Source organism: Acidithiobacillus sp. AC3 (assembly GCF_050261095.1).
In the GTDB taxonomy this organism is placed as follows: domain Bacteria; phylum Pseudomonadota; class Gammaproteobacteria; order Acidithiobacillales; family Acidithiobacillaceae; genus Igneacidithiobacillus; species Igneacidithiobacillus copahuensis.
Map to the genome: position 1 here is coordinate 260,242 of NZ_CP189838.1, position 26,974 is coordinate 287,215.

At 58.2% G+C, this 26,974-nt stretch carries 22 protein-coding genes; 17 read left to right on the plus strand and 5 right to left on the minus strand.

The features are described 5' to 3' along the window. Positions 1-122 precede the first annotated feature (122 nt). Genes glgC through ACQAYK_RS01220 form a run of 5 tightly spaced genes read left to right on the plus strand, consistent with a single transcriptional unit; the run spans position 123 to position 6,862 of the window. Positions 123-1,424, plus strand: coding sequence for a glucose-1-phosphate adenylyltransferase (gene glgC, locus ACQAYK_RS01200; RefSeq protein ID WP_483167759.1), 1,302 nt, complete (start codon positions 123-125; stop codon positions 1,422-1,424). Between the two features lie 4 nt (positions 1,425-1,428). Continuing rightward, on the plus strand, positions 1,429-3,126 hold the full coding sequence (locus ACQAYK_RS01205) for a glycoside hydrolase family 57 protein (RefSeq protein WP_483167760.1): 1,698 nt from the start codon (positions 1,429-1,431) through the stop codon (positions 3,124-3,126). A gap of 12 nt (positions 3,127-3,138) precedes the next feature. After that, entirely contained in the window at positions 3,139-5,139 is a 2,001-nt protein-coding gene (locus ACQAYK_RS01210; RefSeq protein WP_483167761.1) for an alpha-amylase/4-alpha-glucanotransferase domain-containing protein, read from the plus strand. Further along, entirely contained in the window at positions 5,136-6,077 is a 942-nt protein-coding gene (locus ACQAYK_RS01215; protein WP_483167762.1) for an ROK family protein, read from the plus strand. Before ACQAYK_RS01210 ends, ACQAYK_RS01215 begins: the two co-directional genes overlap by 4 nt. Continuing rightward, positions 6,077-6,862: a glutamate racemase gene (locus ACQAYK_RS01220; protein WP_483167763.1), complete on the plus strand. Its 786-nt coding sequence runs from the start codon at positions 6,077-6,079 to the stop codon at positions 6,860-6,862. Before ACQAYK_RS01215 ends, ACQAYK_RS01220 begins: the two co-directional genes overlap by 1 nt. Here ACQAYK_RS01220 and ACQAYK_RS01225 read toward each other — a convergent pair. Both ACQAYK_RS01225 and ACQAYK_RS01230 read right to left on the minus strand, forming a co-directional pair. Beyond that, complete coding sequence (locus ACQAYK_RS01225; RefSeq protein WP_483167764.1) at positions 6,859-7,185, minus strand: hypothetical protein; 327 nt, start codon at positions 7,183-7,185, stop codon at positions 6,859-6,861. The two genes, ACQAYK_RS01220 and ACQAYK_RS01225, sit on opposite strands and share 4 nt — an antisense overlap. A gap of 145 nt (positions 7,186-7,330) precedes the next feature. Beyond that, complete coding sequence (locus ACQAYK_RS01230; protein WP_483167765.1) at positions 7,331-8,614, minus strand: DUF445 domain-containing protein; 1,284 nt, start codon at positions 8,612-8,614, stop codon at positions 7,331-7,333. A gap of 80 nt (positions 8,615-8,694) precedes the next feature. Between ACQAYK_RS01230 and ACQAYK_RS01235 the strand changes: the two genes are divergently transcribed. Genes ACQAYK_RS01235 through lnt form a run of 7 tightly spaced genes read left to right on the plus strand, consistent with a single transcriptional unit; the run spans position 8,695 to position 15,707 of the window. Then, positions 8,695-10,170: a protein adenylyltransferase SelO gene (locus ACQAYK_RS01235; RefSeq protein ID WP_483167766.1), complete on the plus strand. Its 1,476-nt coding sequence runs from the start codon at positions 8,695-8,697 to the stop codon at positions 10,168-10,170. Next, complete coding sequence (locus tag ACQAYK_RS01240) at positions 10,160-10,561, plus strand: type II toxin-antitoxin system RelE/ParE family toxin (protein WP_483167767.1); 402 nt, start codon at positions 10,160-10,162, stop codon at positions 10,559-10,561. The genes ACQAYK_RS01235 and ACQAYK_RS01240 overlap by 11 nt, the downstream gene beginning before the upstream one ends. Next, a complete protein-coding gene (gene miaB / locus ACQAYK_RS01245; RefSeq protein WP_483168032.1) occupies positions 10,512-11,852 on the plus strand; it encodes a tRNA (N6-isopentenyl adenosine(37)-C2)-methylthiotransferase MiaB in 1,341 nt (446 codons plus the stop codon). The genes ACQAYK_RS01240 and miaB overlap by 50 nt, the downstream gene beginning before the upstream one ends. Positions 11,853-11,862: 10 nt before the next feature. Beyond that, complete coding sequence (locus ACQAYK_RS01250) at positions 11,863-12,837, plus strand: PhoH family protein (RefSeq protein WP_215871194.1); 975 nt, start codon at positions 11,863-11,865, stop codon at positions 12,835-12,837. Then, a complete protein-coding gene (ybeY, locus tag ACQAYK_RS01255) occupies positions 12,834-13,334 on the plus strand; it encodes an rRNA maturation RNase YbeY (RefSeq protein WP_226826844.1) in 501 nt (166 codons plus the stop codon). Before ACQAYK_RS01250 ends, ybeY begins: the two co-directional genes overlap by 4 nt. Next, complete coding sequence (locus ACQAYK_RS01260; RefSeq protein ID WP_215871193.1) at positions 13,327-14,205, plus strand: HlyC/CorC family transporter; 879 nt, start codon at positions 13,327-13,329, stop codon at positions 14,203-14,205. The genes ybeY and ACQAYK_RS01260 overlap by 8 nt, the downstream gene beginning before the upstream one ends. A gap of 5 nt (positions 14,206-14,210) precedes the next feature. Further along, the gene (lnt, locus tag ACQAYK_RS01265; protein WP_215871192.1) at positions 14,211-15,707 is read left to right on the plus strand and encodes an apolipoprotein N-acyltransferase; all 1,497 of its coding nucleotides are present in this window, start codon (positions 14,211-14,213) and stop codon (positions 15,705-15,707) included. A 5-nt stretch (positions 15,708-15,712) separates the two neighbouring features. Here lnt and ACQAYK_RS01270 read toward each other — a convergent pair whose 3' ends face one another. Further along, positions 15,713-16,675 carry an EamA family transporter gene (locus tag ACQAYK_RS01270; RefSeq protein WP_215871191.1) on the minus strand — a complete coding sequence of 321 codons (963 nt, stop codon included), beginning with the start codon at positions 16,673-16,675 and terminating at the stop codon, positions 15,713-15,715. A gap of 94 nt (positions 16,676-16,769) precedes the next feature. Between ACQAYK_RS01270 and ACQAYK_RS01275 the strand changes: the two genes are divergently transcribed. The 5 genes from ACQAYK_RS01275 to ACQAYK_RS01295 all read left to right on the plus strand — a co-directional run bounded on the left by ACQAYK_RS01275 (position 16,770) and on the right by ACQAYK_RS01295 (position 25,909). Continuing rightward, entirely contained in the window at positions 16,770-17,519 is a 750-nt protein-coding gene (locus tag ACQAYK_RS01275; protein ID WP_215871190.1) for a 2OG-Fe(II) oxygenase, read from the plus strand. Between the two features lie 209 nt (positions 17,520-17,728). Beyond that, on the plus strand, positions 17,729-20,056 hold the full coding sequence (locus ACQAYK_RS01280; protein ID WP_215885456.1) for a TonB-dependent receptor: 2,328 nt from the start codon (positions 17,729-17,731) through the stop codon (positions 20,054-20,056). A gap of 72 nt (positions 20,057-20,128) precedes the next feature. Further along, positions 20,129-23,029 carry a bifunctional YncE family protein/alkaline phosphatase family protein gene (locus tag ACQAYK_RS01285; protein WP_226826842.1) on the plus strand — a complete coding sequence of 967 codons (2,901 nt, stop codon included), beginning with the start codon at positions 20,129-20,131 and terminating at the stop codon, positions 23,027-23,029. A 20-nt stretch (positions 23,030-23,049) separates the two neighbouring features. Then, positions 23,050-23,829 (plus strand): tetratricopeptide repeat protein, encoded by a 780-nt coding sequence (locus ACQAYK_RS01290; protein WP_215873133.1) that lies wholly within the window; start codon positions 23,050-23,052, stop codon positions 23,827-23,829. Next, positions 23,822-25,909, plus strand: coding sequence for a phosphocholine-specific phospholipase C (locus ACQAYK_RS01295; RefSeq protein ID WP_215873134.1), 2,088 nt, complete (start codon positions 23,822-23,824; stop codon positions 25,907-25,909). The genes ACQAYK_RS01290 and ACQAYK_RS01295 overlap by 8 nt, the downstream gene beginning before the upstream one ends. Before the next feature lie 14 nt (positions 25,910-25,923). Here ACQAYK_RS01295 and ACQAYK_RS01300 read toward each other — a convergent pair whose 3' ends face one another. Together ACQAYK_RS01300 and ACQAYK_RS01305 are read right to left on the minus strand one after the other, a co-directional pair. After that, complete coding sequence (locus ACQAYK_RS01300; protein WP_215873135.1) at positions 25,924-26,373, minus strand: YeeE/YedE family protein; 450 nt, start codon at positions 26,371-26,373, stop codon at positions 25,924-25,926. An 18-nt stretch (positions 26,374-26,391) separates the two neighbouring features. Further along, entirely contained in the window at positions 26,392-26,820 is a 429-nt protein-coding gene (locus ACQAYK_RS01305; RefSeq protein ID WP_215873136.1) for a YeeE/YedE family protein, read from the minus strand. Between the last annotated feature and the right edge of the window lie 154 nt (positions 26,821-26,974).

A 26,974-nucleotide genomic window follows, 5' to 3' on the forward strand; every position in this document is an offset into this window, starting at 1 on the left:
GCGCCTGGGTATGCGGTACTTTCTTCTGTAAGCCTAGCAGGAAGAAAGGAAGGGCGGCAGGGCAGCTATACTGTAAGTGCAAAGGGAAATCTATTAGGCCATTTGTTTCCGGAGTCGCCATCATGTCCGAAGCCGTTGCCAATTCACCGCGTTTCGTCAGTAACCTCACCAAGAATACTCTGGCCTTGGTTTTGGCTGGAGGACGTGGCAGCCGCCTGGGACCGCTGACGGATTGGCGGGCCAAACCGGCAGTGCCTTTCGGCGGCAAGTTTCGCATCATTGATTTCTGTCTCTCTAATTGCATCAACTCGGGCATTCGTCGGGTCGGGGTGTTGACCCAATACAAGGCCCATAGCCTGATTCGCCACCTGCAGCTTGGTTGGGGCTTCCTGCGTGGTGAATTCAGCGAGTTCATCGAGATTCTCCCGGCGCAGCAGCGCATGAATACCAGCTGGTATAAGGGTACCGCCGATGCCATCTTCCAGAATATCGATATCCTGCGGGCGCATCGACCCCGCTACGTGATGGTCCTCGCCGGCGACCACATCTATCGTATGGATTACGGCCAGATGCTCGCCGAGCACGTGCAGAGTCAGGCGGATATGAGCGTGGCCTGTATTGAGGTGCCGCTCCAGGAGGCACGTTCCTTTGGCGTGATGTCGGTGAACCATGAGGATCGCATCGTCGGTTTCACGGAAAAGCCAGAAAACCCGACCCCGCTGCCCGGCCATCCCGAAAAGGCTTTGGCTAGTATGGGTATCTATGTTTTCAACACGGATTTCCTCTACGAACAGCTCATTCGCGATGCCGACGATCCGCATTCCAGCCACGATTTTGGCAACGATCTGATTCCCTACATGATTTCCCGCTACCGGGTGATGGCGCATCGCTTCCGCCACAGCTGCGTGACCACCGGCATGGGCGGCTCCAATAGCCATCGCTGCTATTGGCGCGATGTTGGTACCATCGATGCCTATTGGGCCGCCAATATTGATCTCGTGCATGTGACCCCGGATCTCGATCTCTACGATAGCCGCTGGCCGATCTGGACCTATCAGGAACAGCTGCCGCCGGCCAAGTTTGTCTTTGACGATGATGGTCGTCGCGGTGTGGCGCTCGACAGCATCGTTTCTGGCGGTTGCATTATCAGTGGTGCGACGGTACGGCGTTCGCTACTGTTCTCCAACGTGCGGGTCAATGATGGTCACACCCTGATCGAGGATTCGGTCATTCTCCCCAATGTGCGAATGGGCGAAGGCGCGCGGCTGCGCCGGGTGGTGGTCGACAAGGGTACGGTGATCCCTGCCGGTCTGATCGTGGGAGAAGACCCGGAAGAGGATGCGCGGCGCTTTCATCGCACGCCCAATGGCGTGACTCTGATCACCCCCGAGTCTCTCGGACAGCAACTACACTTTGTGAGGTGACGGTATGACGCCAGCGCGCTCCCTGCACGTCGTCTTCTGCTGGCATATGCATCAGCCGGATTACCGCGATGCCCAGGGGATATATCGCTTCCCCTGGACCTATCTCCACGCCTGCAAGGACTACGTCGACATGGTCGCGCACCTGGAGGAGAATCCTCTGGCGCGGGCGGTATTCAACTTCGTTCCGGTGTTGGTCGAGCAGCTCGACGACTATGCCGAGCAGTTTCGCACGCGCCAGTTTCGTGATCCGCTGCTGCGGGCCTTGGCTACCCCCGACCTCAAATCCCTTGGCGCGGCAGACCGGCACATCATACTCGACCAGTGTTTTCGCCTCGACCCTGAGCACATGCTCAACCCCTTTCCCGCTTACCGGCGCCTCTACGAGCTCTGGCAATTCATCCGGCAAGACGCTGCGGAGATGGGCGATTACCTCTCGGTACAATATCTCGCCGACCTCCTGGTCTGGTATCACCTGGCCTGGACTGGCGAGACCCTGCGCCGAAAAAGTGCAACGATTCAGGATTTGATGGCCAAGGGCAGCGGCTATTCGGCGGTCGACCGCATAGCGTTGCTCGACTGTCTCGGTGCGACCATTTCCGGCCTGTTGCCGCGTTACCAAGCTTTGGCGCAGGCGGGCCGGATCGAGCTCTCGAGCACGCCGTACCAGCATCCGATCGCGCCCCTGCTGCTGGATTTTCAGGCGGCGCGCGACGGATTGCCGGATGCGCCATTGCCCGAGAGTCCGCAATACCCAGGTGGCAAAGAGCGAGTACAACGGCAATTGCGAAGAGCGCTGGCGAGTCATCGCCAGCATTTTTCGGAGCCTCCCCGCGGAATCTGGCCGGCCGAAGGCGGGGTTTCCGCAGAGTTCGTGGAGTTGCTGGGCGAAGAGGGATTGCAGTGGACAGCCTCGGGGGAGGGTGTCCTCGGGCGCAGCCTGCATCACTCCTTTCCGGATCGCTCGCCAGCCCAGGGAAGGGCAGAGTACCTGTATCGTGCCTATCGCTTGGCCGGCCAGGGACCGCATCTGTTTTTTCGCGATGATTCGCTCTCGGATCGCATCGGCTTCGACTACAAGACTTGGTCTGGACATGATGCGGCCACGGACTTCGTGCAACGTCTGGAGGCGATCTGGCGCGATACCGAAGACCAGCCGGCGCCAGTGGTAAGCGTGATTCTGGATGGCGAGAATGCGTGGGAATACTACCCCTACAATGGCTACTATTTTCTCAGCGAGCTCTACCGGCTCCTGAGTAACCATCCGCACATTCAGCTCTGTACCTTTGGCGATTATGTGCGCGATCATGGCGATGCCGCCCAAGACCTGCTCAAGCTCGCCGCGGGTAGCTGGGTCTATGGAAATTTCAGTACCTGGATTGGTGACCCGGCAAAGAATCGTGCCTGGGATCTGCTTTGCCATGCCAAGCTGGCGGTGGACCAGAAGATCGGTAGCTTCTCTGCGGAGCGCCAAGAAGTGATTCGCCAACAGCTCGCTCGTTGTGAGGGGTCGGACTGGTTCTGGTGGTTTGGCGACTATAACCCTGGTGATGCCGTACGCGATTTTGATGGCCTGTACCGCGATCACCTGCGGCAACTCTACGATTTGCTGGAGCAGCCAGCGCCAGCAGAACTCGATCAAGCCATCAGTCAGGGCGGCGGCAGCGCCGAGGCTGGTGGTACCATGCGCCGTGGCCACACCTGAGGAAAGCAAACGATGCCCGATGCCCTGCCCCTGCTCTTTGGAGTCCATGCCCATCAACCGATCGGCAATTTTCCCGAGGTCGTCGACGACGCGGTAGCACGTTGTTATCACCCGTTTTTGCAGGTGCTCGATCGCTATCCCGACTTTGCCTTTGCCTTTCATAGCAGTGGCTGGTTGCTGGCCTACATGTCCGAACGGCATCCCCAGACCATGGATCTCCTGCGCAGCATGGTGGCGCGTGGGCAGGTAGAGCTGGTAGGGGCTGGCGATACCGAGCCAGTGCTGGCTGCGATTCCGTATACCGATCGCATCGAACAATTACAGTCTATGAGCAGCCGGCTGCAAGCAGAATTTGGCCAGCGCCCGGAAGGCGCCTGGCTGACCGAGCGGGTCTGGGATCCCTCGGTGGTCCCGGCGCTGGTCGACTCCGCCATTCGCTATGTGCTGGTCGATGATTACCATTTCCTCTGTGCAGGGCTGGAAAGAGAGGATCTCGGCAGTTTTTACCGTACGGAGGAAAACGGCCAGAGCATTGATGTCTTCCCCATCTCCGAGGCGCTACGCTACCGGCTGCCCTTCTCCGAGGTGGCGGATGCCATTGCGTTTCTGCACGAGCAAGGCGTGCGCCAGCCGGGCAGTACGGCGATCTATTTCGATGATATCGAAAAATTCGGTCTCTGGCCGGAAACCTACAACTGGGTCTACGAACGCGGCTGGCTGGCGCAGTTTATCGAGGGCGTGCTGGCCTCGGAGAGCATCGAAACCCAGCATTTTGCCGCCTATCGCAAGACCCGGCGCCCGCGCGGCATGATCTACCTGCCGACGGTATCCTACAGTGAGATGAACGAATGGACCCTGAGCCCCAATGTGGCGCGGGAGTACGAGCACTTCTTGCAGCAGGAGCGTGATGCGGGGCGTCTGGATGCACGCAAGGCCCTCATCCGCGGGGGAATCTGGAAGGGCTTCCTGCATCGCTATCCCGAATCCAACTGGATGCACAAGCGCATGTTGCAGTTGTCTGCTCGTTTTCATGCCCTGCCCAAGCGACGCCAGACCGAGGCCCTGCGTGCTGATCTGCACGCGGCGCAGGCCAACGATGCGTATTGGCACGGGCTCTTTGGCGGTATTTATCTTCCGCATTTGCGGCGTGCCGTGCACCATCACCTGACGCGTCTCGAAGCAGGGCTCGACCAAGTGCGCAAACGGCCGGCGATGATCTGGGAAGATGTCGACCTCGATGGCCGCGAAGAGTGCTTCTATCATGATGCGCAGATGCAGATTGTGCTGCATCTGCCCTACGCCAGCATCCAAGAATGGAATCACTACCCGAGCGAGCATGATTTTGCCGATACCCTGGCACGCCACGACGAGGCCTACTACGACAAGATCCGTCAGGGGGAAAGCGCGGCAGAAGCGGAGAATGCTGGCGGCATTGCCTCGGCCCATGACCGGGTCAGTTTCAAAACGGCTATTCACGCGGACGATCTGCTTTTCGATGATCTCCCCTGTCAAAGCTTCGTCGATCGCTTGGGTGGTGAAGCGCTGCAATATCAAGCCATCGCCGGGGCGAAGACGCCGCGCTTCCTGGCCCAGCAGGAAGCCTGGGAACTCGAAAAATCCTTTGATCTGCGAAACGGTTGTCTATCCGTTCGCTACGCGGGCAAAGGGATACAGGCTGCCGCAACGACGTTCACTACGCGTATCTATCTGGCCATGCCGAGTTGTGATGGACCGGCAGGCTGCCTGTCTGTGGATGCCGCCGTGGTCGGGGGCTTCGCCGCGACGCTCTCCGGTAGCGCACGGGAATTTCGTCTCGATGACGCGGTGCTGGGGGGCAGTGTCGAGATTCAGCTTTCTGAGCAGACAGCCTGGCAGGCTTGGCCGCACCGGACGGTCTCGCAGTCCGAGGCCGGCTTTGAGAAGATCATGCAGGCTTGGGTGCTGGAGCTGACCTGGCCTGTCGTTGGCGAGGAGTTTTCTGCCTCCTTGCAAATTCAGGTGGAACGCAGATGAGTGCTTTGTATCTCGGGATAGATGTGGGCGGTACCAATGTACGCTTTGGCGTTTTTGACGGTGCGCAGTGTGTCGCCAGCTACCGCACGGAAATGAACCTGCGGGAACGTTGCGCCCAGGCCGGAGAGGTAGGTCCGGCGCAGCAGCTGGTATTGGAGGCCCTTGCCAGTGGCTATCACCGCTTGCGTGAGCAATGCCCGCAGATCGACGGAGTGGGGGTTGCCTTTCCGGGTTTCGTGACCGCCGACGGGCTCTTGCGGCAGTCACCCAATATCCCACATCTCGAAAGTTTTGCTTTGGAAGCACGGCTCAGCGAGCAGTTGCAGGTGCCGGTATTGCTCGAAAACGATGCCAATGCGGCAGCCTTTGGCGAATTTTGGGCCTTGCGCCAGGACCATCCCGAAATGCAGTCCTTGATCTATGTCGGGCTGGGTACGGGAGTAGGGGGGGGCTGGATCCAGTCCGGGCGCCCGTGGCGCGGCGAAGATGGTGCGGCGATGGAGATTGGCCATCTCATCGTCGTGCCCGGTGGACGACGTTGCGGCTGCGGCAACCAGGGCTGCCTGGAACAATACGCCTCGGCGCAGGGGTTGGTGTCCAGTTATCTGGAATACACCGGCATGGCAGCCGATCCCAAGATCATCGCCCAGCTTGCACAGGATCAGAATCCTGGAGCATTGCGGGCGTTTCAAACCTTGGCGGAACATCTCGGCCAAGCCTTGGCGCATGTCGTCAAGGTGCTGGACTCTCGTCAGATTCGCGTGGGCGGGGGGCTCAGTGCGGCCTGGGATTGTTTCGGCGAAGAGCTGCGTCAGCAACTGCGCCGCAACATGATTCCGGCACTGCAAGACACCGTAGAGATCGCCGCCGGCAATGGCGATGATCAAGCCGGTATGCGTGGCGCGGCCCTGCTCGCCCGAGAAGTGCTGACCGCCTGATGCGGGTCGGGGTTTTCGACTCGGGCCTTGGCGGTCTGAGTACGTGGTTGGCCTGTACCCGCTATCTCGCGGAAGCGGAATATTTCTTTTTTGCGGATACCGCCAACGCACCCTATGGTGATCGTAGGGTGGCCGAGGTGCAGGCCTTTACGAAGGCGGCCTACCAGCGCTTTTTGCAACTCGATGTCGATGCCCTGGTGATCGCCTGCAACACCGCCACCAGTGCTGCCGCAGCACCACTGCGCCAATACGCGTCCATGCCCATCATCGGTATCGAGCCTGCCATCAAGGTGGCTCTGCAGGAAAGCAGCGGAGAGCTGCTGTTGTTGGCTACCGAGCTTACCGTGCGCGGCGCCAAGCTCGAAAAACTTCTCCGGGATTGTGATCCGGAACGCCGGGTACGGGCGCTGGCCTGCTCGGGCTGGATGGAGATTATCGAGGGACAACGCGTGGACTGGCGTGAGCGTGCCAGCGACTATTGGCAGGAAAAGATCGCCGCAGAAGCCGGGGACGCCACAGCGCTGGTCTTGGGCTGCACCCACTACTGTTGGCTGCGCGAGGAGATTTCGGTGTGGTCCGCTGGAAAGACTATCTTTGATGGTAACGATGGCGTGGCGCGGCAACTCTACCGTCTTTTGCATCGGTGCGAGCCGCCGGTTCCTGTGGCCCCCGGCGAGCCGCTGGCCCTGCACTTCAGCGCTTCGACGGATGCCGATCAGAAAATGGCTGCTGCCCAAAGGCTCCTGCAGGGCGCGGGAGTACGCGCCCAAATCCTGCCTTTCTAGTTGAGGCTAATGCCGTTCTTGCCGAGGGTGACGTTATACTTCTTGGCTTGCGCTTCGCCTTGGGCATAGGAGAGATTGGCCAACTCCTCCGCGTGCTGTGCCTTGGCGACCGCCTCATCATATTTACCGGCCTTTTCTGCGGCTTCTGCTTCCTTGAGGAATGTCGGGGTGTCCAACCATTGGTAGTGGATGCTCTCGGCCTTAGCCATAGCGGTCTGGGCGGCACTGATCGCCTTCTGGGCATCAGTGGCATTGGCGGCAAAGGCAAGACTGCTGCAGAGCAGGGCGGCACAGGCAAGGGTGCTGACAAGCAACGGCTTCATGATCTACTCCTCATTGGTCATATTACTGTGCCAAGGCAAGCAAAAAATGTTCCGGCCCTATCGACCGTAGATATTCGTGCTGCCCTGATCTTCACTGCCCCGATCGGACCGTTCTCTGCTCCGCCGGAAGTGCCGAAAGAGCCATTCATCCCGTAGCCAGCAGCACGAAAAGGGCATGGATGAGCAGCCCCAGCAGTAGACCCACCACGGTGCCGTTGATACGGATGTATTGCAGATCGCTGCCGATACCCTCTTCGAGAACGCGGATCATGTCGGCCATCGGCCAGGCGCGGATGGTGTCCTCGATGTGCTTGGTGAAGCTGTCCTGCACCGTGGGGAGCAGGCGGCGTGCGCTCTCTTCCACGTAGCCGTCGATCGCCTGGCGCAACTGCGGCTGGGTATCCAGCAGTTCGCCAAACCAGCCCGCGCCCCTGCGCAAGAGCTGACGGCTGCGCGACCGGGGTGCCTGCAGATCCTGCAAGAGCCATTGCTGTAGATCGTTGACTACCCGGCTTACATAGTCGCGCGCCGCGGGGTGCGCGAGTAGCCCTTCCTGCCAGCGCCGAATGCGTGCCTGTAGCGTTGGATCCTGCTGCAGGCGCAAGAGATTTTCCTGGAGCCAAAGATCGAAGGCCTGGCGCTTGGGGTGCTCGGGGTCCTGATGGATCTCGCTCAGGGTCTCCTGCGCCGCACGAACCAGATTGCGTGCCAGATTGCGACTCAGATTGGCGGGGTCGACGACCGCTCCGAGCCAGGAAAACAGCGTTGGGTAGGCGCGTTGCAGCAGTCTCTCGATTTGTTCTGCCAATTCTTCTTGCACGCTCTCCTGGGTGAGCCAGTCATCGAGACGGGCGATGGCGTCGCTGAGCAAGGCCTGATGGCGACCATCTTCCGTCAGGAGTTGCAGGATCTGCGCCGTCCAGCGCGACAGATCCAGTTGCCGCAGCTGTGCCCCCAGACTTTTGGCGAGGCTCTGCCGCAAGGGCTCCAGTTGCGCCAGTTGCAGGGCGCGATAGACGAGCTGCTGCACCTGTTCGGCAAAGATCGCCCGATTTTTCGGCTGCCGTAGCCAGGTAGCCAATCCACTCGCCAAGGAATAGCGTTGGACGAGGCGTAAAATGGCGTCTTCCTGCAGAAAGTGTTCGCGGATGAATTCTGCCAAGCGCTGCGCCAGCTGGTTGCGGCGGCGTGGTAGGATGGCGGTGTGCGGAAAGGGGATTCCCAGGGGATGGCGGAACAACGCCACCACTGCGAACCAGTCGGCGAGGGCGCCGACCATGGCCGCTTCGCTGGCCGCGAGCAACCAAGCGTAGCCCCCTTGCCCATTCTCCAATGAGGCCCAGACAAAGAGGGCGAAAGCGAGCAGGAGAAGGGCGAGTGCCCAGCGTCGATTCCGACGCAGACGATTGCTGGGAGTTGGGCTTTGCATGCGCCAAGCATAGCACTGTCCTCTCTTGCCCGGGCATTGGCCTTTCTGTCATTGTGCGCGGGTGCAGACAGGAGCAGGGAATGGAAGCGGAATTACAGCTCGAAAGCAACTTTGCCGAACAATTGCAGGGGCTCTATAGCGAATGGCAGGCGGCGCCAGTCCCCAACCCCAAGCTCCTGCTCCTGAACGAGGGCCTGGCCGCACAACTGGGCTTGCCGGTAGCGGTACTGCGCAGCGACGGCGCGGCACTCTTCTCCGGACAACGCTTGGCCTCCGGTAGCCGCCCCGTTGCCCAAGCCTACGCCGGGCACCAATTTGGCGTTTTCAACCCGCAACTTGGCGATGGCCGCGCGTTGTTGCTGGGCGAAATCCGTGATCCCCACGGTAAACTCTGGGACCTGCACCTGAAGGGTTCGGGACGTACTCCCTTCTCCCGCGGGGGGGATGGCAAGGCCGCTCTCGGGCCGATGCTGCGCGAGTACGTCATCGGCGAAGCTCTGCATGCCTTGGGCATTCCGTCTACGCGCGCGCTGGCGGTGGTGGCTACCGGCGAAGCGGTGCAGCGCGAGCAGCCACTGCCGGGGGCGATTCTGGCGCGGGTGGCAGCCAGCCATCTGCGCGTGGGCACCTTCCAGTTTGTTGCCGTGCGCGAGCAGGAGGACTTGCTGCGTCGTCTGGCCGATTATGCCATCTCGCGTCACTATTCCGAGCTCGCCGAACTGTCTGGCGCTGAGCGCTATCTCGCCTTGGTCGATGCGGTGATGCAGCGGCAGGCAAGGCTCATCGCGCATTGGATGGGGGTGGGCTTCATTCATGGGGTCATGAATACCGACAACATGAGCATCGCCGGCGAGAGCATCGACTTTGGGCCTTGTGCGTTCATGGATGCCTACGATCCCGGGACGGTGTTCAGCTCCATCGATCAGAATGGCCGCTATGCCTATGGCGAGCAGCCACGCATCGGTCAGTGGAATCTGGTGCGGCTGGCAGAATCCCTGGTACCCCTGGTGGATGATGACGTCGACCAAGCCATCGCCCGTCTCACGGAGACCCTACAGCGTTTTCCGCAGCTCTACCAGCAGGCCTGGCGGGAGACCTTTGCGCAAAAACTCGGGATTACCGAGGTTAGCGCCGAGGATGATGCGCTGATGGAAGATTTTCTACTGCTGCTGGACCAGGAACATGCGGATTTCACCCTCGCTTTCCGCAGTCTAGCAGTAGATCTGCAGGCCATGGACCCAGCGCAGCGAGAGCGCCTGGGCATTCCAGCGATCCCCAAGAGCTGGGCTCCCTGGTGTGCACGCTGGCACGCGCGCCTGGGTGATGCGCGGCCCGCTGCCGCCACAGCCATGGATGCGGTCAATCCGCTTTATATCCCACGTAACCACCAGGTAGAAATCGCCCTCGCTGCGGCCAGCCAGGGCAACGATTCCCGTCCCCTGGAAAAACTCCTGACCGTCCTTGCCGATCCCTACACCGCCCGCCCCGACTACCTTCCCTATAGCGAGCCAATGCCCGGCAGCTTCGGACCGTACCGCACCTTTTGTGGGACCTGACACCTATCTTGCCTCCCATACCGGGCGTACCAAGGCGTACTATCTGCGCGAAATCATCGAGCAGGGCCTTGCGGAACTCGAGGACTACGAATACACCAAGACCGCCAAAGGGCAGCTACGCAAGCTCCACAAAGCGACGGCACGACGGATCCTGGACTTTCTGGACGAGCGTATCGCCGGACGGGAAGACCCGAGGCGTACGGGCAAGGCATTGACCGGCCCACTCGGTGGCCTCTGGCGCTATCGGGTGGGCGATCGATTGCGTACCGGATACTCCGCCTTGCCAGCCCCCCAATCCCCCTCGTATCATGGCGTTTTAGAAGGAAGTCTTGGAAGCGAACTTGCGGCATCTCTACATCAAAACCTTTGGCTGCCAGATGAACGAGTATGACTCGGAGCGCATGGCCGAACTGCTGGCGCGCAGTCACGGCATGGAGCTCATCGAGAGTCCGGAGGAAGCCGATCTGCTCATCCTCAACACCTGCTCCATCCGCGAAAAGGCGGAGGACAAGGTCTACACTCAGTTGGGCTTCTGGCGCCCGCTGAAAGAACGAGATCCCCAGCCGCTGATCGCCGTCGGTGGCTGCGTCGCCAGTCAGGAAGGTGAGCGCCTGCGCCGCCGTGCGCCCTTTGTCGATATCGTCTTTGGGCCGCAGACCCTGCATCGCCTGCCGGATCTGCTCGACGCACGACTGGCGGAGCGGCAGCCTCAGCTCGATCTGAGCTTTCCCGAGCTGGAAAAATTCGACCGCCTGCCGGAGCGACCGGGGCGGCAGGGGGCGACCGCCTTTGTGACAGTCCAGGAAGGCTGCGACAAATTTTGCACATTCTGTGTGGTCCCACATACCCGCGGGCGCGAATACAGCCGGCCGCTGCCGGAGATCGTGCGTGAGGTGCGGCAGTTGCTCGATCAGGGAGTTGCCGAAATCACCCTGCTCGGGCAAAACGTCAATGCCTATCGTGCACCTTCTGGATTGATCGGTGATGCCGATTTTGCCGATCTCCTGCGTCGTCTGGCGCTCTTGCCGGGGCTACAGCGCCTGCGCTATACCACCTCACACCCCAACAACCTGGGCGAGCGCCTCATTGCCGCGCACCGGGATCTACCGGTTCTGGCGCCGCATCTGCATCTGCCGGTACAGAGCGGTTCCGATCGTATCCTGCGGCGCATGCACCGCAAGCATAGTATCGCGGAGTATCTCGAGAAGGTGGCGGCCCTGCGCGAGGCGCGCCCGGAGATCCGTTTTTCCTCAGATTTCATCGTTGGCTTCCCGGGAGAGACCGATGCCGACTTTCAGGCGACGATGGATCTCATCGACCAGGTGCGCTTCGACCAGTCCTTTTCCTTCAAATACAGCCCCCGTCCCAATACCCCGGCCCTGAAGCTGAAAGACAGCGTTCCTGAGCCGGTCAAGGAGGAGCGCCTCGCCATCCTGCAAACGCGCATCAATCAGCTGGCACAGGACTACAGCCGCGCCCTGGTGGGCAGCACCCAGAATGTCCTGGTGACCGGCCCGTCGCGGCGTGACCCCAACGAGTGGACCGGCAAGACCGGTTGCAACCGCTCGGTCAATTTTGCCGGGCCCAAGGGGCTGGCGGGGCAGATGCTGGCGGTGGAGATCACCGAAGCCCTGCCCAACAGTCTGCGTGGGCGTTTGACGGCTATGCGTGCGGCCTCCTGAGACGCCAGCGATGGAGCCTGCCGCGCCCGCGGAACATCGGGAGTTCATCGCCGAGGGGGCCAGTGCCGCACAGCTGGCAGAACTCGCCGGGGAACTCGATGCCCATCTCAAGCAGGTAGAGCGGCGACTGGGCGTGGTCATTTCCCAGCGCGGCGAGCGTTACCACCTCAGTGGCGAGCCTGCCGCCGTGCAGGCCGCCGCCGATGTGTTACGGCAACTCTATGGGCAGGTGCGGGCGGGACGCTCCCTGAGCCAGCAGTGGGTGCATCATTGCCTCCAGGCCCATGTCCTGGAGGCCGAGAACGACAGCGACAGCGCACAGATCGCCGGGATTCTCACCCGTAAGGGCTGGATCAACGGCCGCGGGCCGCGGCAGCGCCGTTACCTGCAAGCCATCCGTCAGCATGATCTGACCTTTGGCGTGGGGCCGGCAGGTACCGGCAAGACCTATCTGGCGGTGGCGGCCGCCGTCGAGCAGCTCGACAAACAGCAGGTGCAGCGTCTGGTCTTGGTGCGCCCGGCGGTGGAAGCGGGGGAGCGCCTTGGCTTTCTGCCCGGCGGTCTCGCGGAAAAGGTCGATCCCTATCTGCGCCCACTCTATGACGCCCTCTACGAGATGCTCGGTTTTGAGAAGGTTGCCAAGCTGATGGAACGGCAGATCATCGAGGTGGCACCCCTGGCCTACATGCGTGGTCGTACCCTCAACGAATCCTTCATCATCCTCGACGAGGCGCAGAACACAACGCCAGAACAAATGAAGATGTTTTTGACCAGGATGGGCTTCGGTGCCAAGGTGGTCATCACCGGCGATGTCACCCAGGTAGATCTGCCACGCGGGCAGCCTTCCGGACTGGTGCAGGCCATCGACATCCTCAACGGCGTCGAAGGGGTGTCGATGAGTTTTTTCCATAGTGCCGATGTCGTGCGTCATCCTTTGGTGGCGCGAATCGTCCAAGCCTATGATCGCGGGAATGCCCCAGCATGAGTGCTCCACGTTTCGTCTTGCGGATGCAGTTGAGTCCGGAATTGCGCGCAGCGGAACGGGCAGGGATTCCCTCCCGGCGCCTGTTGCGTGCTGCCCTGGCCCTGGCCCTGACGGACTCTGACGCCGACGGCCAGCGTCTGGAGGTCTCCCTGCAATTCCTGAGCAGTGCTGAGATCGCCGCGCTCAACGAGCAGTTCCGACAGCGGCCGCAGCCCACCAATTGCCTTTCCTTCCCGGCACCGACGCAAATCTGGCCTGGTCGCAGCCGTCCTTTGGGCGACATTCTCCTCTGTCCCGCGGTCATCAGCCGCGAGGCCGAGGAACAGGGTAAGCCTTTGCGTGACCATTATCGCCATCTCCTCATCCACAGTGCCCTGCATCTTCTCGGCTATGATCATCAGGAAGAGCAGGAAGCCAGCCGCATGGAGGCGCTGGAGACCCGTTTACTGGCCCAACTGGGTGTGGCCGACCCGTATCGTATGCAAGCAAATGAGTGAAGACCGAAGTAGCGAGCGCTCCCGCGGCTGGTGGGAGCGTTTCACCCAGTCCCTGCGGGGTAATGTCGAGGATCAGGAGGGTCTGCTCGAGCTGATCCGCGAGGCCAGTGAGCGAGAGATCATCGATGCCGAATCGGCACGCATGATCGACGGCATCTTTCGCATCGGCGAGATGACCGTCCGCGATGTCATGATCCCGCGTGCACAAATGGAAGTCATCGAAATCGACCGTCCCGTATCCGAGGTCATCCGCCGCGTGGTGGAGTTGGGCCACTCTCGCTATCCGGTGGTCGGTGATGATCGTGATGATGTGCGCGGCATTCTTCTCGCCAAGGATCTGCTGCGCGCCTGCCAGCAAGGTTCCACACCAACGATCGAAGAGCTTTTGCGGCCGGCCACCTACATCCCCGACAGCAAGCATCTCGACCACCTGCTCTACGAATTCCGCACCGGTCGTCATCACATGGCTCTGGCGGTGGACGAATATGGTGGTGTTGCCGGTTTGATCACCATCGAGGATGTGCTGGAGATCATTGTCGGCGAGATCGAAGATGAGTATGACATCGACGAAGACGTCATGATCGTCCCCCGCGAAGATGGCGATTATCTGGTCAACGCCCTGATTCCTCTGGAGGATTTCAATGCCGCCTTTGCGGTACGGCTGGAGGATGACGATGCCGATACCCTGGGTGGCTGGGTCAGTCGGGAGCTGGGACACGTTCCTCGGGTGGGAGAAAAATTGCGCGTACAGGGCCTGCAGCTGGAAGTCCTGCGCGCTGATCGCCGGCGTGTGCAGAGTTTCCGTCTGACCGCGCCCAGTTCTGCCGCGGGGGTAACGACGGTGGAACGCGATAGCGACGCGGAACTCTAAGCGGCATGACTTTTTCACCGATCCGGACCTGGCCCACTCTCGCGGCACTTGCCCTGGGTGCAGTTTGGCCCTTGGCCTTTGCACCCTTTCACCAGGCTTGGCTCGCCTTCGTTCTTTTGGGCCTCCTTTTTTTGCTGGTGCAGCGGAGCAGCTCGCCGCGCCGTGCTGCGGGGCTGGGCTTTCTCTTTGGTTTTGCGGCCTTCAGTTCCGGGGTGTACTGGCTATCTATTACTCTGCACAACTTTGCCCATATGGATTGGCCTCTGGCAGGGGCGGCGGTGGCGCTGCTGGCTGCCTATTGTGCCCTCTATCCAGCCTTGGCGATGGGCGTGGCCAGACGTTTTTCGCCGACGGCACGCTGGTGGCTTTTGCCCCTCTTCTGGGTCTTTGCCGAGTTCCTCCGAGCGCGGGTGGCGACCGGCTTTCCCTGGCTGGCGGTCGGTTATACCCAGGCCGGAGATTTTCTTTCTGGATATGCCCCCTGGCTTGGCCAATATGGGGTGGGACTGGCGACGGCGGGGGTGGCGAGTATTGGCGCCTGGGTCATCAGCCAGCGGCGGAATGCTGCGGTCTGGTCCATGGGCGCTTCGGCCATTCTGCTGATCTTTGCCGTGGCCCTTTTTGCCGCCACCGTCCGTTTTACCGATCCCACCGGCGCGCCGCTGCAGGTGCGGCTCTTGCAAGGCAACATTCCCATCAGCGAAAAATGGAATGCCAGCCGCATCAACGACATCCTCGAGCGCTATGTGCGCCTGATCGTGGCGAGTCCGCCGGGAACACAGCTCGTTGTTCTGCCAGAGACCGCCTTTCCCATCTTTCAAACGGAGATCCCGCTGCTCATCCAGCAACTACAGGCCTGGTCTGCCAAATACCACGCCGTATTGATGATCGGCATTCCCGAAGATGCCCAGGGGCGTTACTACAATGCCATCATGGAAATCGACGGAAATGCGCCGGTTCGCTGGTACCGCAAGGAACATCTGGTTCCTTTTGGCGAGTATATCCCCTTTCCCAGGATTCTCGGCCCGTTGGTGCATCATTTTCTACCGGGTCTTGGTAGCTTTACCCCGGGAGACGGATCTTCGGTACTGCCGGTGGACGGGCAAAAGGCAGGAATGACCATCTGCTATGAAGAGTCCTTCTCCCGTGATGTGCGCAAAGGAGTGGTTCAAGGGGCAACCTTCCTCGTCAACAGCAGTGACTACGCCTGGTATGGCCACAGCACGGCCTCGGCACAGACCCTGCAGATGGCGGTAATGCAGGCGATGCAAGAGCAGAAGCCCGACATCCGCGCCACCAACACCGGTATTACTTCGGTGATCCTGCCCACCGGACAGGTCTTGGCGCAACTGCCGCAGTTCAGTTATGCCGCCCTCAATGCGCGCATTCAGCCGATGGCTGGCGAGACGCCTTTTGCGCGCTATGGCAACTGGCCCTACCTCGGCCTTTCGTTACTCCTATTACTTTGGGCCTTGCGGCCCCGCCGGAAGGCGCAGTCCTAACCGTGTCAACCGTGCCAATGAATGTCGGGCGCGATGATGCACAAGGCCCCCAGCACGATCAGGAGCGTCGCAACGATCTCCGCCCGGCCGAGGCGTTCTTTCAGGATGCGGTGGCCAAAGAGAAAGACGAGCAGGGTGTCCACCTGCCCCAGGCCGCGCACCAGGGCGACCTGCGTCAATGCAAAACCGCTGAACCACGCCCAGGAACCCAGTGCCGAGAGCACGCCAACCGGCCAGGCAACACGCCATTGGTGCAGGCTGGCGCGCAGGTCTGCACGCTTGTGCAATAAGAGCCAGGACCCCTGCAAGAGGGTTTGCAGGGTATTGGTGACCAGCAGCATCCACAAGCCCAGAGCTAAGACAGGAAGATGGGGATCACCGTGCTGGCTGGCAGCGCGCAGGGCTATGGCGGTCAGCGCAAAGGAAAACGCCGCTGCTAATCCATAGCGGGCGGCGGGCTCGCGTAGGCCGCGCCAAAAGTCGCGCTCTACAAATGCGAAGCCCTGCCCAGACAGCAACAGGACGCCGAGCAATGCCAGAAAGATGCCAAGGATGGCCATGGCCTGGATCTCGGAACCCAGAAACAGTACCGTCAAGATCACCAGTTGTGCCGCCTCGGTTTTGGCGTAGGCGGTCCCTGTGACCAAGCCGCGACTGTGGAAGGAGCGCACGAGAAAGAGTGTGCCAAGGATCTGCGCGACGCCACCTGCCAGGCAGAAGAACAAAAAGAGCGGCTGCGTCCCGATAAATGGGTCGTCACCAAAACGCCAGAGCAGAAAGAGCAGTGCCAAAAGTTCCAAGGGCAGAGCATACAGATAACGCACAAAGCTTGCGGCCTCGGCGCTCAGTGTGCCTTTCAGTCGCGTTTGCAGGCCGGTGCGCCAGGTCTGCATGATCGCGGCAAAGAGGGTGATGGGAATCCACAGGGGGATTTCCAGATGGGCTACACGTAATGGAAAAATCAGCATCGACGAAGAGTAGAGAGTTTGCCCAGCGCGGTAAATGGAATGGATACCTAGCCTGTATTATACTGTCGACAGATAGCAAGCATAGGACAAGACGATGAAGGTTCTATGGGACGAGACAGTGCAGGGGTGTTCGGCAAACGCGCAACGATTTCAGGGTACTGCGCCCTACCCCTGGCTTCGGATCAGGGACTTCATCCGCCCCGAAGTCTTTCCTCAACTTTGCGCTCAATTGCCATCGCCGGAACTGTTTGAAAACCATATTGGTAAAACCCGCGCCCATGGACAGAAAAATCATGATCGTCTGGCCTTGCAGTACCGACCATCTCTGGATGCGCAATTGTCGCCCCTGTGGCGGCAGTTCATTACCGAATTGCACTCCCCGGCCTACCTGAATTTTTGGCGTACCATGCTCGGCCTGCGCCCGCGCAGTCCGGTGATCCTGACCATGCATTGGCATTACGCCCCGGCTGGCGCGTCGGTATCCCCGCATACCGACGCGCGACGCAAGATCGGCTCGCACATTTTCTATTGCAATACCGAAGACGATTGGGACGAGTCCTGGGGCGGCCAAACTTTGGTCTTGGCGGACGATGCTGGCCGATGGCCGCGGCACTCGGCTCCCGATTTTTCCGACTTGCGCGAGGTGGCCGCCTCGCGGGTTTTAGGCAACCAGAGTTTTCTCTTCGCCCAGACCGATCACTCCTGGCATGCGGTGAAAGCTGTGAGCTGTCCCCCGGGCGCCTACCGCAAGGTCTTTATCGTTGTCGCCAACCGCCTGAGTGGCCAAGTTCTCTGGCGCCGCATTCGTGGCAAGGACGCAGACGGTTACCGTCTGGCGGGGTAGTATGGTCCAGTACCACAGATCCTGTGTCGTTCAAAACGATTTTCCACTTGGGCGAAACTTTTTGGAATTGTGCAATAAAATCTGATCGATGCCGTGTTTGTCAGCTATTTGTCATAAAAATAACATAAAACTGTCATCTAGCTTTCATCATAGTGTAACATTCTGGTGATACGATTTCGCGGTCATAAAACTTACCGCTGAGGATCGCTATGAAGAAAAAGCTATTGCTTTCGTCCATTGCCGTCGCCCTGTCTGCCCAAGTTGCCGCCCTACCTGCTCTTGCTGCCGATGCCACCCCCAGCCAGTCTGCAGTGAATGTGGGGGAGGTGAACGGTACGGCCTCCTCTGCGAAGCTGAGTGAATACGATAAGAAAACCGCGCCCCTGCACCAGACACTAACGAATAAGCAGGTATTCCAGTCGACGCAGTCGGTGGTCACGCTGAACGAAGAAAACAAGAAAATGATCAGCCCCAACTCCGGTGCAGCAGGATTGCTGGCAACGGCACCAGGGGTCCATATCATGAGCGAAAATCCACAAAATGGATCGGGGCGCTACAATATCACCATAAACGGCATGGGGATCGGTTGGTGGAGTGGAAATACCTATCGCAACCAGATTAGCGTGTTGTTCGATGGCGTGCCCATGAACAACCAAATCACCAATGACGGGCAGTGGAACTCCAGTCAGATTCCCATCCTCACTATGATCCACGGCGTTAACGTGGTATATGGTCCAGGTAACCCCCAGCAACGGTGGTACGACAGTATGGGAGGAACAATTAACTTTGTTCCGCTACAGCCTACCGAAAAATTCAACGCGAAAGCGAACCTTTCCTTCGGTAGCTACGGTAGCAAGACGGCAAGTTTCTCGGTTAATACCGGCGCATTCCATGGCTGGTCTACGGTCCTAGCTGGCGGATACACCAGTGCAAATTCCTTTTTTCAGGGGCCGAGCAACTGGCCGCAGCACTCCTGGTCGGTATACATGAAAACTGCCCATCCTTTCTCCAACGGACTATTCACCCTTGGGTTCTATTATGAAAAATCCGATGCAACACACAGCCTTACTGTCCCTGTAACGCCAATTTCAGGGTACACCGTAAATGGCTATGGCAAGCCCGGTCAGCTGCTGAGTCAGCAGACCAGTGGATTTTACTATGTTCCTTCTGCTGATCTATGGTACAAGGACGATATTGTCGACTCCTGGATTCTCTACTCACAGCAATTGTTTGATCTGGGCGCTGGCTGGCAACTGAAAAATACCCCCTGGTATCGGCATGCGTATCGTCTGCACCAAGCTTACTTCAACTACGGTGCGACAACCTATAATCCCGAAGCCGCAGAGCACTACGCGCCCACCAACAATTCCTTTGGTGATCGCCTGGACGTGACTTTGCACTCTCACTATAACGACGTTGCCCTTGGTGGCTGGCTGTCCTACCAGCAATACGATACCAATGAGGAGCTATGGAATCCCTATTTGGGAACTTCCCAACAGAATCCCTATGTGTACAATAATGTGGAAATCAACAGTCTCTTTAGTGATCTCTTTGCCCAGGATACGGCAAAACTGTTACACGGAAATTTGCGGATTACTCCCGGTCTTGCCTTGGCTGGTTTTTATACCTCCATGAGCGATCTGATAAATCCGGATACGACGGCCACTTATATCACCGCAACGCCCGGGGCAAAAACCAACTTCACTCGTCTGGAACCATCCGTTGGTATAAATTATCGGATAACGAAAAATTTCTCAATTTATGCAAATTATAGCGAAACCTATCAGAATGAGACGGACTTGGCCTATGGCGCCTATTTGCAGAGCATTAAAATCAATCCGGCTGATATTCCGATTACCAAGGCACAGGACTATGAAGCGGGGCTGAGATTTCACGATAATACTCTTAATGCCGGTATCAACTATTATCATGACTATCTGACGAATCTGCTCAACGGCGTTTCTGGATCTGTGACACAATTCAATGCTTCCGGATACAATCTTGGCAATGCGGTTTATCAGGGTGTCAATGCTTATGTAAAATGGAAACCAGTGTGGCAATTATATCTCTATGGATCGGCCAACGTGCAGCACTCTTATTATACCAGCGATCACAACAATTCCGGTCAGTCTTTTGATGGTATGAGATTGGCTGGGATTCCTCATTATTCCTTCAATATTTCCGCCTCCTACAAGATCCGGGTGCCCGGAGGAATCGTGGAACCAACCATTAGTGATCAGTATTCTGGCGGACAAACGCTATATGATAATGTCAGTGGTGGGCCAACCAACGAAACTATAAACGCCTATAACCTAGTCAACTTGTCTGCCAATTACCAAACGGTAGCGTTCAACCAGCTTATCCCTGGAGTACGCAAGACCACCTTTACATTGGGGCTGTATAATCTGCTAAACCGTAAATATGAATCTGATATTTACCTTGCGACTGGAGGTTATGACCCCACTGAGAAACCTTCTTTGTTTGCCTATGCCGGTGCTCCGTTGCAAATATTTGGCAGCGTGAGCGTCAAATTCTGAGTTGGCGCAGGCATGTAAGGAGGTTGCTTCTCGGAACAACTTGCGGACGCGATAGAAGGTTGGAGATCGGGCATGGAAAAGCATAAAAAGCGGCGCTGTGTAATGGGGAGATACCTATGGGTAGTGTTCAGCGGATTGAGCCTGGCCACGGTATCATCCACTTCTGACGCGGCTGTCCTCGATAGCCCCGTGACGATCACTCCGGCCAACCGTGCGGAGTACACTGGGATATTACCCACTTGGCGTAAAGTGACGCCCGTCGGTACGGTGATGAGTACGCCCAACTTCCCAACGCAGTTGGCCCTCGGTCCGGACGGCGTGGGAGTCTTGGCAAACGGTGCAACGCCGTTTCAGACCATCACTTGGTATGACTACGACTTGCAACGGAAGACGCGTTTTGCCGCTCTGAATTCGGCGGTTCCGGGCAAGGAAGTGGCCATTGCAACCCCCGGTGGGGCTGGTATCGCCACCGACGCGAGGCATGCTGGCGCTCCCGGAACGGTCTACACTACCGATCAGAGCGCTGCGACCCGCGAGCAGGAGGCCAAAGCATCCCTCAAAGCCGAGGCCAATCCAAAAAAAATCCCGACGTTAGCAATCGGTCATGCAGATCTCTTTCAAGGACTGATTGCCGGACCTAACCATACTTGGTTCGCCACTGGTGGCAACGCGAATGCGGTTTATGCACTTCAGGTCGAGAACGAGCGTGTTCATTTGTCGCACGTCTACCACTTGGCCTGGCAACCTTTTCCCAAGAATCAGTATCCATACACCTACCAAGGGGATCATCGAAAGAAATCCTGGTTATATTATCCCGATTCTCTGGTCCTTGGTCCTGACGGTCGGCATCTCTACGTCACTGGAATGCTGTCGAATAGTCTCGCGCGAATTGATCTCCAGACAGGCCAGACTCGCTATGTCAATGTGGGAGCTTACCCATTTGCCGTGATCTTGGCCGATGGTGGGCAACGCCTGGTGGTCAGTGACTGGGCGGGCGACGGAGTGACGGTCCTGGATCGCAAGACCTTGGGTGTGTTGGGAGAAGTTCATACCGCCCCAGTGCTCGGGCCGCGTAGTGTGGCGGCGGGAGCACACCCCACAGCGATGGTAGCGGTACCGAATAGCCCCGATGTTTGGGTGGCCGATGCCAACAGTGATGCCCTTGTCGAGATCGATAGCGTCACTTTGCGGCCAAAAAAAGTGATTTCCGATAGCCCCTATCCGGATGCGCCGCCGGGCAGCTATCCCGATGGGCTCGCCTACAGTCAGGGCAGACTTTTTGTAGCCAATGCTGGCAATGACGATATCGCCGTTTACAACGGGCAGACCGGGAAAAGGCTCGGTCTCATACCGACAGCCTGGTATCCATCCGCTATCGCAATACAGGGGGAGAATCTGTACGTGGTCGCTGCCAAAGGGTTTGGTACCGGTCCAAATTTGCAGTGGCAGTATGTCGGTAACATGATGCATGGCGTTTTACAAAAAGTTTCTTTGCATAATCTGGATCAATCTTTACCGCAATGGACAAAAACGGCCTTGGCGGATGATGGCTTTAGCAGCGTGCAGCGGCACGACTTGGCTACTGCCAATACCAAAGTTACCCGCTATCTCCGCCAACATATTCATTATGTGGTATTTATTTTGCGGGAAAATAAGACGTTTGATGAGGATCTGGGAAAATATCAGGTGGCTGGGAAATGGGCAGATCCGCAATTCGATCTTTACGGACCTAGAGAGTTGCCAAATCTCTATCATGTCTGGGCACCGCACAACACCCTCTTTGTCAATTTTATGGCCGATGGTGAGGTAACCGCCCAGGGACACCAGTGGACCGACGGGGCATCGGATTCCGACGTGGTACAACGCCTTTGGCCTGCGTATTACTCGAATCGGGGGCTGTTGTGGAATGCCGGACCCGGAGGTTCTTCGAGCCTGACCCCGGGGGCTCCCGGTAGTCACAACCCCTATCAGTACAGCCGAAAAGATCTGGGAAATTACACCAATCCCTGGATGAGCTACCCAGAGCGTTTGTATTTGTTTAACGATCTTTTGTCGCAGCATGTATCGTTTGAGGATTTTGGCGAGGATTTAAGCCGTGCGCGTGACGGAGTTCTCCGCGAGGCACTCTTGGCACACGTAGATCAGACCTATCCGGGTTGGGATCGGATGCTGCTGGATAATACGCGAGTGAGAGCGGCAATCTCCTGGCTCGAACGGCATCCCGGCAAGCGCTTTCCACATTTCATTTTCATCTGGATTCCCGATGATCACACTGCAGGTTTATCTCCCTGCTACTACAGTCCGGATTATTACGTCGCTGATAATGATCATGCGACTGCCAAATTCCTGCATTATCTGGCGAGCACGCCGCAGTGGAAACACATGCTGGTGTTTTTGAATGAGGATGACGCGCAGTCAGGTGCGGATCATATCAACGCACATCGCACCTTTGCTCTGGCGATGGGGCCTTGGGTAAAAGCTGGCATGATTGATTCCGAACCCCTGTCGCAGGTCAATATCGTGCGTACCATCGAAGCCACACTGAATTTGCCACCCATGTCGCAGTGGGATGCCAATGCTCAGGTAATCGGAGGGATCTGGCGGAAAGAAGCGCGTCAAGATCCCATGCCCGTGCAACCGATGCAGGTACCGGTGGAATTCAACGCTGGCAAGTGTAGCGATCGCTTGCTCCTGCGGCGCGAGGCGGGAGCCACCGGTCATGTCCTTACTGAAAACTGGTTGCTACGTCATACCGATCCCCATGGTGCTGGGCTGACAAAGCCCACGGCTGCGCAAAGCTATACCCCGACCTCCTTACTGAAGGTGGCAGGTCCCGAGCAGCTCCGCCAAGAATGGATTGCGAGTAAGGGTTTAGGTAGTTATGAAGATTTGCAAGAGCGCCTGCGGCGCTATGCAGCGGCGCACGGCACCACAATTGCCGCGTATGAAGCCAATGAAGGAAATCTACCATGACGATTTTGCGACGAGGAGTCATGAAAATTACACTGGCTCTGGGGATCGCGGCGATCGGTCTGATGAGCAACGGTGCTCACGCCGCCACGCAGCGCTGGAAAGGTCCGTTGGCGGAGGCGTCCGCCGCCTGCCTGCAGCAGGATAGCGCGGCGCTCGCGCAAATCCAGCGCGCCGCACAATCTGGATCCTACGATGGCGTGGTGGCAATGGCTGCCTATTGGGCCTGCAAAGGCGACCCCGCGTCTGCCAAACCCTGGCTGGTGAAAGCCAGTGGAATGGGTAGTGGTTGGGCCAGTCAGGTTCTCGCCCATTACTTGAGACGTGACCCTGCCTCTGCGGCTAATACGGAGCAACAAATTCGGTTTTTGACACGGGCAGCGCTACAGGGCAATGCTTGGTCGGCGCGCGAGCTTTCCGTCCTGTACTTGAATGGAGCCCCAGGTCTTGCCGCAGATCCGCGCAGGGCTTCTTATTGGGCGCGCTATGCCGAAGATGTGAAGGAAATCGTCCCTGACACTTTTTATCTTGCTGAGAGCTATGCCAAGGGCTGGGGGGTTCCCAAAAATGCGCAGAAGGCCAAAGAGCTCTACGCAGAGACCTTTCATACCTTGCAGCAGGCGACCGCAGACGGCGATCCGTATGCGGATATGCTGTTTTTTCTTGCCTACAGCAAGGGGTATGGGGTCCCTAAAGACCATAAAAAAGCATTGCATTGGCTGCAGCAGGCCGCCGAGAAGGGATACCCCGAGGCTGTTGCCGAGCTGAAAGTCCTTTCCAATGGAGGAAAATCTCATGAATGAGCGCAACGCGGGCGTCAATCGCCGTGAATTTCTCAAATCTCTGGCCCTGATGGGGGCGGTCTCTGCCACTCTGCCTTTATCCATTCAGCGGGCCTTGGCCACCCCGGCGCACGCGGCCAGTGGAAGCATCGAGGACGTCGAGCATATTGTCATTTTCATGCAGGAAAATCGCTCGTTTGATCACTATTTTGGGCATCTCTCGGGAGTGCGTGGTTACAACGATCGTTTTCCCCTGCCCATTCCTGGCGGCAAAAGCATCTGGGAACAGCCACGTCTGTCTGATGCGAGCGAAGTGATTCTTCCCTATCATCTCAATACTTTGACCAGCTCTGCCCAGGTAGTCGGTGATCTCGATCATAGCTGGTATAGCACCCACGCTGCCAACGCCGGCGGACTCTTCAATGCTTGGCCGCTGGCCAAGACCGACCGGACCATGGGCTATTATCTGCGCCAGGACATTCCCTATCACTACGCCCTGGCCGATGCCTTTACCGTCTGCGACCACTATTTTTGCTCGTTGGCGGGACCGACCCATCCCAATCGCAGTTATCTTTGGACAGGTATGGTCGATCCCAGCGGCCAGGGCGGAGGTCCCCTGATCAACAACGATGATTACATTACCGATCCAAAAAAATACCCGCCCGTCTGGTGGCCGACTTATCCTGAGCGTTTGCAAAAGGCTGGAATCTCTTGGCAGGTCTACCAAGAGGGGACCACCCTGAGCCTGGAGAAACCTTTTGAAGGGAACTACGGTGACAATCCCTTGCAGATGTTTCGTCAGTACGTGAATGCCCCAAGTGACTCTCCTCTGCGCCAGCGTGGCATTTCGGTGCGCAGCCTTCGCCAGTTGCAAGAAGATGTCGTCCAAGACCGCCTGCCACAGGTTTCCTGGATTGTCGCACCCGCTGGTTATACCGAGCATCCCTCTTATGCCCCTGCCTATGGCGCGGTGTATATCGCGCGGGTACTGGCGGCGTTGACCGCCAATCCCAAGGTCTGGTCACGAACCGTGGTTTTTCTCAATTATGACGAGAACGACGGCATTTTCGACCATGTCATTCCGCCGCAACCACCGACCCCTGTGCGGCCCGGGAAAAGTACCGTCAGCACCGCCGGCGAAGTGCACGATCTGGTCAACCCGCGTCAAGCTCCATTGTTTGTTCCCGACGATCTGCCCTACGGTATGGGGCCGCGCACTCCTATGATCGTTATTTCGCCATGGAGTCGGGGGGGCAAGGTCTGCTCCGAGGTGTTCGACCATACCTCGGTTCTGCGCTTTGTGGAAAAGCGCTTTGGTGTGAGCGAGCCAAACATCACAGCGTGGCGGCGGGCGGTTGCGGGTGATCTGACTTCGGCCTTTGATTTTTCCCGCGCCGACCTTCGGCAATACTTTCTGCCCAGTACCGCCAATAACTTCAATCTGGTCCAGCGGGCAGTGGCAGACTTGCCTCTGCCGCAGGTACCGGTGGCGGGAACGCAGCAAGGCATCCCTCCCCAGGAAGAAGGTCAGCGTCCTGCTCTACCTATCGACTACCGCCAGACTCTGCAAATCGAAGCCGGCGCCGGTGGCTATCTGGTTCGCTGCCAGAACCCGTCAAGTTTGGGGATCTGTTGTTGGGCCTACTGGGATGGCAGCAGGGGTTTGCCCCAGCGCTATACCATCGGTGCCGGCCATCAGCTGGAGGACCATATCGCCTGGCCCAAGGATGTTCCCGCTGCACTGACTGTCTACGGTTCCAATGGCTTCATTCGCAAGTTACAGGGGAAAGGGCAGTCTTCGCTACGGGTAAGCGAAGAATACCTGCTCCCGGGCGGCAATCTTCGGTTGGTTCTGGAGAACCGATCCGCCTCAGCGCGCGAAGTGGAGATCGAGGACGCTGCGTATGGTGCCGAAAAACGTCGCGTCCGCTTAGGAAAATGGGAAAAAAGGGCGTTAGATTTTTCTCTAGAGCAGAGCGATCAGTGGTATGACTTGCGGATTACCGACCAGGCCCATGTTTGGCGTTTGGCAGGGCATGTCGAAACCGGCCATCTGAGCAAGACCGACCCCGCCAACGTAGCCCCCGTCCTACGGGTGTGATTCAGCTAGGCATATCAGGCCGTTGCCCTTTTTCCCTTGGCGGATTGACGGAGCTGCCATTTTTCAAAGAGGTTGTGGGCAAACATGCCGGCGATCATGGCAACAAAGAACAGCACGACTTCGGTTTCTAGTGTGCCGAAGGATGCGAGGGCCGGGCCCGGGCAGTAACCGGCAAGTCCCCAGCCGCTGCCAAAGAGGAAAGATCCAATCAGCAGTGAGGGGGTGATATCCCGGCGCGTCGGCACCCCTAGCTTGTCGCCCAGGAGGGCCCTGCCCCGACGAATCACCAGTGTGATACCTACCATGCTGACCCCGAGAGCTCCCGCCATCACAAAGATCAAAGAGGGATCCCAAGCACCAAAGACGTCAAAAAAGCCCTTGATTCTTGCCGGGTCCGTCATCCCGGAAACATTGAGACCGATGCCAAAAAGAAGGCCGATCAGTAGCGCACTGAGCAGTTTCATGTGAAGTTTCTCCTTTCTTTAGAAAAAATGTATCAAAGAGACCATCAGAAAGCCTGCCGCCATGAAGCTGATGGTGGCCGCTACAGAACGCCGTGAAAGCCGGGCGAGCCCGATTACTCCATGTCCGCTGGTGCAGCCCGATCCCAGGCGGGCGCCAAAGCCAACCAGAAGCCCGCCGAGGAGAACGGCTCCCAGGTCCAGGTCGATCTCTCCTTTGCCCAGGGAAAATCCTGTCGCTGCCAAGAGGAGTGGAGAGGCGAGGAGACCCGCAATGAAGGCGAGGCGCCAACCGACATCACCGGAGGAAGGCTTCAGGAGCCCACCCACGATGCCGCTGATGCCGGCGATCTTGCCGTTGATGGCCAGCAACAGCACGGCCGCCAAGCCGATCAATGCACCACCAAACAGAGAAACCCAAGGTTGAAACGAGACTAGGTCAGTAAACATATTATCACCTCGCAGAATCGAGAACGCTCCAGTAGTTGAGTTATTTACTGTATATATATAAACTAATTCTAGGGGATGAAGTCAAGCCCCTGATTATAAAAGAGGGAGCTGTATTCTTATGGCGACCTCCAGTTGTGCAGTGACGGTAGGTTTT